Annotated in this window: 9 protein-coding genes; 4 read left to right on the top strand and 5 right to left on the bottom strand. The window is 62.8% G+C overall.

All coding sequences use genetic code 11. The features are described from left to right. Positions 1 to 113: 113 nt before the first annotated feature. The 3 genes from EOA49_RS28360 to EOA49_RS28350 all read right to left on the bottom strand — a co-directional run bounded on the left by EOA49_RS28360 (position 114) and on the right by EOA49_RS28350 (position 2,411). A complete protein-coding gene (locus tag EOA49_RS28360; RefSeq protein WP_127241598.1) occupies positions 114 to 719 on the bottom strand; it encodes a transglutaminase-like cysteine peptidase in 606 nt (201 codons plus the stop codon). Between the two features lie 267 nt (positions 720 to 986). Then, entirely contained in the window at positions 987 to 1,601 is a 615-nt protein-coding gene (locus EOA49_RS28355; RefSeq protein ID WP_067321610.1) for a PilZ domain-containing protein, read from the bottom strand. Positions 1,602 to 1,772: 171 nt separating this feature from the next. Further along, positions 1,773 to 2,411, bottom strand: a complete 639-nt coding sequence (locus EOA49_RS28350) for a PAS domain-containing protein (protein WP_067321654.1) — start codon at positions 2,409 to 2,411, stop codon at positions 1,773 to 1,775. Positions 2,412 to 2,832: 421 nt separating this feature from the next. On the opposite strand from EOA49_RS28350, the gene EOA49_RS28345 reads away from it, so the two are divergent. The 4 genes from EOA49_RS28345 (at position 2,833) to EOA49_RS28330 (ending at position 6,275) form a co-directional block, all read left to right on the top strand. Further along, positions 2,833 to 3,570 (top strand): rhomboid family intramembrane serine protease, encoded by a 738-nt coding sequence (locus EOA49_RS28345; protein ID WP_127241599.1) that lies wholly within the window; start codon positions 2,833 to 2,835, stop codon positions 3,568 to 3,570. Positions 3,571 to 3,675: 105 nt separating this feature from the next. Further along, the gene (locus EOA49_RS28340; RefSeq protein ID WP_066989480.1) at positions 3,676 to 4,107 is read left to right on the top strand and encodes a CBS domain-containing protein; all 432 of its coding nucleotides are present in this window, start codon (positions 3,676 to 3,678) and stop codon (positions 4,105 to 4,107) included. A 175-nt stretch (positions 4,108 to 4,282) separates the two neighbouring features. Then, on the top strand, positions 4,283 to 5,782 hold the full coding sequence (gene gatB, locus EOA49_RS28335; protein ID WP_127241600.1) for an Asp-tRNA(Asn)/Glu-tRNA(Gln) amidotransferase subunit GatB: 1,500 nt from the start codon (positions 4,283 to 4,285) through the stop codon (positions 5,780 to 5,782). Positions 5,783 to 5,786: 4 nt separating this feature from the next. Further along, a complete protein-coding gene (locus tag EOA49_RS28330; protein WP_127241601.1) occupies positions 5,787 to 6,275 on the top strand; it encodes a GNAT family N-acetyltransferase in 489 nt (162 codons plus the stop codon). 158 nt (positions 6,276 to 6,433) lie between these two features. Here EOA49_RS28330 and panC read toward each other — a convergent pair whose 3' ends face one another. Together panC and panB are read right to left on the bottom strand one after the other, a co-directional pair. Beyond that, positions 6,434 to 7,285 (bottom strand): pantoate--beta-alanine ligase, encoded by an 852-nt coding sequence (gene panC / locus EOA49_RS28325; RefSeq protein WP_127241602.1) that lies wholly within the window; start codon positions 7,283 to 7,285, stop codon positions 6,434 to 6,436. Beyond that, entirely contained in the window at positions 7,282 to 8,121 is an 840-nt protein-coding gene (gene panB, locus EOA49_RS28320) for a 3-methyl-2-oxobutanoate hydroxymethyltransferase (protein WP_127243486.1), read from the bottom strand. Before panB ends, panC begins: the two co-directional genes overlap by 4 nt. Positions 8,122 to 8,301: the final 180 nt, after the last annotated feature.

Below are 8,301 nucleotides of genomic sequence, written 5' to 3'. Positions count from 1 at the left end.
GGGTGGGGACTCGACCGGGCTTTTTCCAGGCACGCCGTATGAATGCGGCGTGCTTAATCTCTTCGTGTTGCCCCAAAAGCCCTGCGCATCTTGGGGCAGCATGCATTGGGATCCTAGCGGACGCTGGCGACCGCGTCCTCGCGGCCGTCGTTGATCGAAACCCAAATGCCTGAATTCTCTGTCGATTGACGTTTGAGGTAGGTGTAGACCGTGTCGTTCCAGGCGAGCACTTTCGGCTCGAGATTGTCGAGGATGAACTCGCCGAGGCTGGTGCGCACCGTCAGCACCGCGTGGCCGTCGCCGTTCGGCTGGCGCACGACCGTCATCAAAAGGTCGCCGGCGGGGACACCGGCGGCCATTAATTCGCGGCGCTTCTCCAACGCGAAGTCCTCGCAGTCGCCGAAACCGTTGTCGGGATAGGCCCAGTATTCCTCGACCCCGTAGATCTCCATATCGGTACGTGGCTTGACGCGGGTGTTGACCGAATTGTTGACCTTGATCATCGTCGCCCACAGCTTGCGGGTCAGCTCGACAGGAGACCCATTCGGCGTCCTCTCATTGCATTCGATGGGGATACGCTGGCAGAGTTCATAATGGCCGACGGGCTGGGCGGTGCGGCCACCCGTATGCATGAACAGCGGTCCCGCGCTTGCCGTGCCCCAGGCGGAAAGCTGCATCGCCATTGCCAAGAGCAACAGCTTGCCCCTCGTCATTTTCATTATGGTAGTCTCCCCGTTTGAGAGAGACTGTGCCACGTTGGGATTTATTTGACGCAAAAACCGGAAGTAGAGATTGAGTAAAACGCCCGTAGATTAAATATAAAATTTGAACTATCTCGACTGCGGATTGTTGAGAATCTAAACCGGCCGCCGCACCCGGATCACGTGGCTTCTCGACATGCCGCCCGGCTGCTAGAAGGCCCTGATCCGGCCAACAAAAAACCGGCCGCTGGAGGCCGGTTGGATGCATGTCCGCATTCTAAGCGGTCAGGACCGCGGCGCGTTGAATTCCGAATCCAAGGTTTCCGGCCGCTGGATGACGGCAAACTCAATGGCGACGCCGTCCTCGAAGTGACGCACGACCTGGCCGCGCATCGTTCCCAGCATGACCTGCACGCCGATTGCTGGTTTGACGTCGATCTCGATCGCCGCGCCCGAGAGCGACAGGTCGATGATGCGGCACTGATACTGTCGCCCGTCGGTGAGCTGCAGCACGCTCATCGGATTGCGCGGCGCGACGCGCTCGTGGCGGCGGTCTTCCGGCAGGTCGAGCTCATGCTTGTTCGCAAGCCAGGTGAGCTGCGCGGCGAGCTTGTCCTTCTTGCGGTCCGAAGCGATGACGGTCATCGCGAAACCGTCCTGCGAGGTGCGCGTCACGATGCCTTCGATGCGACCGATGTGATCGATATAGGCAATGACCTTTTCCCCCGGCATGCCGACGCGATCGGTGCGCAAGGCGACATTGCCTGGCGACATGTCTATCACCTGGCACGCGTGTTCCGTGCGGTCCTCCAGCATGAAGCGTCCGTAGATTTTCACCCGGACACGCTGAAAATTGCGCCGCTCCACACGGGACGGCGCAAATTCCGCCGCTGACCTCATGACTGCCTACACCCCGTTGGCATTCCGCGCGACGTGCGAGGAATTTCACCGGAAAAAGCTACAGCAAAGCAGGTTAACAAACGGGAAAAAGCCGGCCCAAATGGGTTGGGGGCGGACGCCCACGCAAGGCAAAGGCCTGGACCAGATCGGGGCAAAATCTCGCGCTCCGCTCTACTCGTTGCGCCCGCCGTCGAAGACGACGAGATGCCGTATCCGGCGTACGCGGCCGAGCGCCGAAATGGTCTCGGGCGCGTCGAACTCCGTCGGCACGAGCGACGGAACATCGATCGCCGGCCGGTTCTTCAGGAACATCGGGTCCTTGTCGGGATCGATGACCCGGATCGCGTCGATCAGGGCGTCGGCGAGCGGGTCGGCACCAAGCCAGAACGGCCGATCCGCGGCGCTGACGATGCCGAGGCAGCGAGGGCTCTCGACGCCGCCATCGAGCGGCAGCGCCAGCAGCTCGAACTTGCTGGAACGACCGTTTCGGCTGAATCCTTCATACGTCAGAAGCAGCACCGATTTCTGGTCGAAGACGCCGTGGATGAGACGCGACATAAGCCGCTGGTCCTTCTCGCGCCAGAGCGAGGGGAAGGAAAACCCTTTGAGCTCGCGGCCGTAATAGGCGCAGAGCCTGGTGCCGGCCAGCCGGAACACGGCTTCGGCGCGTGTGTCGCGCTCCAGGATGAATGTATCGGCCAGGAGCGTCTTGATGTCCGCCGGCTCCACTTCCGAGCGTTTCGGAGCCGGGCGGCCATCACGCAGCCGGTTCCAATATTGGAACAGCGCGATTGATCCGTTCTGATTCATTTCCATTCCGCTCCGGCAATCTGTCTTTCTTGTTGTCCCATCGGCGAACAGACAGGGCGCCCTCCGATGACCTTCATGCGGTGCGGAGCAGGATGCGTGCCAGCATCGTTAACGTTTGTTCACGTCTCGGGGCCGTTAAGGTTAACAAGTGGTTTACGTTGCACGCCGACGGGGCCTGTGGCACATCAAAAACCACTCCAAAACGGTCGTTTCAGCAGCGATCGGCAGCACTTCAGTCAGTTTTCGGGGAGCAGGGGACTCGACCGGCCGTTCAGGGAAACCTGGACGGCTTTCTTTTGATTCGCGTCGCCGATCCAGGCCCTATCCGATTCAGCTTGGGGCGATTCGCGATTTGTGATTCGATCAGGCGTGAACTACATGCTCGGCCGAAATCGAGTCTCCAGCCAGCTGCGAAGAGGCCATGAGCGAGCCGGTAACACCGACCGAATCCGAATTGCAACCAGATGACGAAGCGCCGGAGCCGCGCCGCGAGCCGGTGTTCAACTTGCCGCCGGTTGTGCTGGCGGTGATGGGGATCTGCGCGATCGTCTTCCTGCTAGAGCGATATGTGCTGAACGACGACCAGCAAATGACGCTGCTCTACGACGGAGCTTTCATTCCGGTGCTCTACACCGGCCAATACGGCTTCGACTGGTTTCTGTTCACGCGCCCCTTCACCTACGCCTTCATGCATGGGGGCCTCGCCCACATTGCCGTCAACATGGTCTGGCTTGCCGCTTTCGGCTCACCGCTCGCCAATCGTTTCGGCGCGGCCCGGTTTGCGGTGTTCTACGCCGTGACCGGGCTGGCTTCGGTCGCGCTGTTCTGGGCCATGCACCCTTATGGCGAGATGCCGCTGGTCGGCGCGTCGGGCGCGATCTCGGGCATGATGGGAGCGGCGGCGCGCTACGGGTTCCGTATCGATCGCTCGTCAGGCCAGGCGGCCTTCGCCGGCGAGCCGTTGCCGATCGCAATCGTGCTGCGTTCGCGCGGCGTCATGACCTTCCTCGGCGTCTGGATGGTGATCAACCTCGCGACCGGCCTTCTCGGCTTTGCGCCGGGGATCGAGGGACAGATCGCCTGGGAAGCCCATATCGGCGGCTTTGTCGCCGGCTTTTTCGGCGTGCGCTTTTTCGATCGGCCCCAGCCGCCCGAGTAGCACTGCGGCGCACTTGAAATGCAACCAATCACGGCGCACCATGTTCACCGGAACGTGAATGCCGGTCAGGGGCAGGAGCCGGCGGGCAAGGCACAGGAGGACGCCATGACTGTGAAGGCAATTCTTGAGCAAAAAGGCCATGACGTGTTCACACTCGGGCCTAATGAAAAGCTGAGCGAAGCCATTCGCATCCTGACCGAGCATAGGATCGGCGCGCTGGTCATCACCAATGGCGACCGCAAGATCGTCGGCATCCTTTCCGAGCGTGACATCGTGCGAGTATTGGCCAGGGAGGGCGCGGCCGCGCTCGATATTCCGGTCCGATCGGCCATGACGCCGAAGGTCAAGATCTGCAACGAGAACCACACGGTCAACGAGGTCATGGAGATCATGACGAAGGGTCGCTTCCGCCACCTGCCGGTGGAGAAGGACGGGATGCTCGACGGCATCGTGTCGATCGGCGATGTGGTCAAGCGCCGGATCGAGGATGTGGAGCGCGAGGCCGAGGAGATCCGGGCCTACATCGCCACCGCCTGATACAGGCGGGAAGGTGCCGGCAGCACAGCCCGTGGGCTTACAAGCGCAAGCTGCCTGGAGGCCTGCGCGCGGCTTTGGACTTGTCTCAAGGAACGGTTTGCACTAGCGAGTGATGCGATTTTCGCAACGCGATAAGCAAAATCGCGCCAGCCACAAATGCGACCCATAGGCCTCCATGAGCATCATCGATACCCGCACGCCCGACCCGAAACGCCTGATCTCCGGCGCCACCGGCGACTGGGAAATCATCATCGGGCTCGAAGTGCATGCGCAAGTGACGTCCGAGGCAAAGCTGTTCTCCGGCGCCTCGACCTCTTTCGGCGCGGCGCCCAACGCCAATGTCAGCCTGGTCGACGCGGCGATGCCCGGCATGCTGCCGGTGATCAACGAGGAATGCGTCAAGCAGGCGATCCGCACTGGGCTGGGCTTGAAGGCCGCGATCAACCACAAGTCGGTCTTCGATCGGAAGAACTATTTCTACCCGGACCTGCCGCAGGGCTATCAGATCTCGCAGTACAAGCAGCCGATCGTCGGCGAAGGCAAGGTGATCGTCTCGGTCGGACCGGACCGGCAGGGCGAGTTCGAGGACATCGAGGTCGGCATCGAGCGCCTGCATCTGGAGCAGGATGCCGGCAAGTCTATGCACGACCAGCATCCGACAATGTCCTATGTCGACCTCAACCGGTCCGGCGTTGCGCTGATGGAGATCGTCTCCAAGCCGGACATGCGCTCTGCCGACGAGGCCAAGGCCTATGTCAGCAAGCTGCGCACCATAATGCGCTATCTCGGTACCTGCGACGGCAACATGGACGAGGGTTCGCTGCGCGCCGACGTCAATGTCTCGGTGCGCCGCCCGGGCGGCGCGTTCGGCACGCGCTGCGAGATCAAGAACGTCAACTCGATCCGCTTCATCGGCCAGGCCATCGAGTCCGAAGCGCGCCGTCAGATCGCCATCCTCGAAGACGGCGGCGCGATCGAGCAGGAGACGCGCCTGTTCGACCCCAACAAGGGCGAGACGCGCTCGATGCGCTCCAAGGAAGAGGCGCATGACTACCGCTATTTCCCCGACCCCGACCTTCTGCCGCTGGAATTCGGCCAGGCCTATGTCGATGATCTGGCACAGCATCTGCCGGAACTCCCGGACGAGAAGAAGGCGCGGCTGATCGGCTCGCTCGGCCTATCGCCCTACGACGCCTCGGTGCTGGTGTCGGAAAAGCCGGTCGCCGACTACTTCGAGAAGGTGGCCTCGGGGCGCGACGGCAAGCTTGCCGCCAACTGGGTCATCAACGACCTGCTGGGCGCTCTCAACAAGGCTGGCAAAGATATTGAAAACGCTCCGCTTTCGCCTGAGCAGCTCGGTACCGTCGTCGACCTGATCAAGGAGGGCACGATCTCCGGCAAGATCGCCAAGGACCTGTTCGAGATCGTCTGGAACGAGGGCGGTGATCCGCGCCAACTGGTCGAAAGCCGCGGCATGAAGCAGGTGACAGACACCGGCGCCATCGAGAAGGCGGTCGACGAGGTCATCGCCGCCAATCCGGACAAGGCCGAGCAGGCGCGCGCCAAGCCGACCATGGCCGGCTGGTTCGTCGGCCAGGTGATGAAGGCGACCGGCGGCAAGGCGAACCCGCAGGCGGTCAACGAACTGGTCAAGGCCAAGCTCGGCATCGAATAGCGCGATGTTCGTCCGCACCGCCAGCGAGCGCGATCTTGGTGCGATCCGCGCGCTGCTGGTCGAGACGTGGCATGCGACCTATGACGCCATTTACGGCGCCGAGCATGTAACGGCGATCACCGACGACTGGCATTCTCTTGCTTCGCTCAAGGCGCAACTGGCCCGGCCGAATTCCGAATTCCTGGTCGCTGACGATGGCAAGCGGCTTGGCGGCATGGCTTTCGCGGCCGCGACCGCCGACCCGAAGATCGTCCTTCTGAACCAGCTCTACGTATCTCCGGATTGTCAGCGGCAAAGGATCGGCCAGGCGCTGCTCGACGAAGTCGAGGCCAGTTTTCCGCAGATGCGGACGCTGCGTCTCGAGGTCGAGCAGGCGAATGCGGCGGCGATCGCCTTCTACGAGGCGAACGGATTTCGGACGGCAGGCAGGACAGCGGATTGCGGCGGCAGTTCGGGATGGCCCGCACTCATCCTGGAGAAGCGGCTCGGCTAAAGCGCCGGCGGATGCCCATTGCCTCATCGCAGGGTTTTGATTGATCGCGCCGATCCCCGCGATCAAACCTGCCCTCGCACAGGTGCACCTCGGCCAGCGGATGGTGCGGTGCGCGATGGACTGAACGCTGCCTGAGACGCCGGGCTGATCAGCACAGATCAGGTAGCTGGGACTTCCACATTGTCGATCAACCTGGTGGTGCCGAGCCAGGCCGCCGCGAGCAGGCGGCCGTCGCGGTCTCGTCGCCAGGGCGCGAGCGTTGCGGCCTCCCGCGCGGCGACGTAGTCGACCTTCCGAAAGCCCGCGCTGACGAGCGCTTCCGCAGCCGCATTCACCGCACGTGCCTCATCCGCGCCGGATGCGAGCTCGGCCGCGGTCTGACGCAGAACCACGTTGAATTTGCGCGCGATCTTGAGCTCGGCCGCGCCGAGATAGGCGTTGCGCGACGACATGGCGAGGCCGTGGGAATCACGCACGGTCGGCGCGCCGACGATCTCGACCGGCAGATCGAGATCACGGCACAGCTGCCTGACAACGCAAAGCTGCTGGTAGTCCTTCTCACCGAACACGGCACAGTCGGGCGCTGCCTGCAGGAAAAGCTTGGCCACGACAGTGGCGACGCCGTCGAAGAAGGCAGGCCGAAAATCCGTCTCCAGGCCGGAGGAGGGGCCTCCGACCGAGATTTTGGTGGCGAAGCCGGCCGGGTACATTTCCGCCACGCCTGGCGTGAAGGCCAGATGTGCGCCTGCTTCCCGCAGTTGGTCGAGATCGCGGGCCAATTGGCGCGGATATTTTTCCAGGTCCTCGGTCGGCGCGAATTGGGTCGGATTGACGAAGACGGAGACGACGCAGCGCTCGGCCTTTTCGAGCGCGATCCTGACCAGCGAGATGTGGCCGTCATGCAGCGCGCCCATGGTCGGCACCATGGCGATCTTGAGGCCATCCCGGCGCCAATCCCGGATCTGCGCGCGAAGGGCCGCAACGCTCTCGACGACGATTGGCCCGCTCATGCCTGGTCCTTGCCCGATGCCGCCGAAAAAACGTGGTCAGGTCCGGGAAATGCGCGGCTGCGCACCTCGTCGGCGTAACGCGCCGCCGCATCCGCAATGGTGTCGCGCAGCTTTGCGTATTCCTTGACGAATTTCGGCACGCGGTCGACGGTCATACCGATCATGTCGTCTACGACCAGGATCTGGCCGTCGCAGTCGCCGCTGGCGCCGATGCCGATGGTCGGGATCGCGATATGGCGGGTGAGATCCGAAGCCACCGCCTCGACCGTGCCCTCGATGACGACCGAGAAGGCGCCGGTCTTTTCAACCGCTTCGGCGTCGCGAAAAAGGGCGGCGATGTTTTCCCTGCTCCGGCCCTTGATCTTGTAGCCGCCGTCCTTGTCCACCGACTGCGGCTGCAGGCCGATATGGCCCATGACCGGGATGCCTTCCGCGACGATTGCCGCGATCTGGGCGGCCATGTCGACCCCGCCCTCGAGCTTGACCGCCTGGCAGCCCGTCTCGCCGATGATGAGCCTTGCCGAGGCAACAGCTTGCGCCACCGATACCTCGTAGCTGCCTGCCGGCATGTCGACCACCACACAGGCCTTTGCGGAGCCACGCATCACCGCTTGTCCGTGCGCGATCATCATCTCCAGCGAAGCGCCGAGCGTCGTGGCATGGCCATGCAGCACCATGGCGACGCTGTCGCCGACCAGAAGCAGGTCGACATGCGGATCGAGCATGCGGGCTATCGGATAGGTATAGGCGGTTAGACAAACGATCGGCACGCCGCCCTTGCGGCGACGAATGTCTTCGGCGCCGATCCGATTGCCGGTGGACCGTTCTGGGGCCAATCGTCACCTCCCTCAACCGGCGCGGGCCGGCCGCCAGCTTTGCCGGGCGTGCGAGCTTTAGAAACTGCGCAAACGCTTGGCAAGCCGAGGTGGCGATATCTCCACGCGTGTATCGATTTAGCGCACGAAGCATTTACATCGCAGGCTGGGCAAAACCCTTGCCTTCGCGTTGACCTGACG

This window comes from Mesorhizobium sp. M1A.F.Ca.IN.020.04.1.1, from assembly GCF_003997315.1.
Taxonomy (GTDB): Bacteria; Pseudomonadota; Alphaproteobacteria; order Rhizobiales; family Rhizobiaceae; genus Mesorhizobium.
Note: the sequence above shows the minus strand (reverse complement) of the source record. Positions and strands in the feature narration are given on the sequence as shown.

Excerpts from the sequence above, each read along its gene's own strand:
- EOA49_RS28340 (WP_066989480.1), top strand. The coding sequence starts at position 3,676 with ATGACTGTGAAGGCAATTCTTGAGCAAAAAGGCCATGACGTGTTCACA.
- gatB (WP_127241600.1), top strand. The coding sequence starts at position 4,283 with ATGAGCATCATCGATACCCGCACGCCCGACCCGAAACGCCTGATCTCC.
- panC (WP_127241602.1), bottom strand. The coding sequence starts at position 7,285 with ATGAGCGGGCCAATCGTCGTCGAGAGCGTTGCGGCCCTTCGCGCGCAG.
- EOA49_RS28355 (WP_067321610.1), bottom strand. The coding sequence starts at position 1,601 with ATGAGGTCAGCGGCGGAATTTGCGCCGTCCCGTGTGGAGCGGCGCAAT.
- EOA49_RS28330 (WP_127241601.1), top strand. The coding sequence starts at position 5,787 with ATGTTCGTCCGCACCGCCAGCGAGCGCGATCTTGGTGCGATCCGCGCG.
- EOA49_RS28360 (WP_127241598.1), bottom strand. The coding sequence starts at position 719 with ATGAAAATGACGAGGGGCAAGCTGTTGCTCTTGGCAATGGCGATGCAG.
- EOA49_RS28350 (WP_067321654.1), bottom strand. The coding sequence starts at position 2,411 with ATGAATCAGAACGGATCAATCGCGCTGTTCCAATATTGGAACCGGCTG.
- EOA49_RS28345 (WP_127241599.1), top strand. The coding sequence starts at position 2,833 with ATGAGCGAGCCGGTAACACCGACCGAATCCGAATTGCAACCAGATGAC.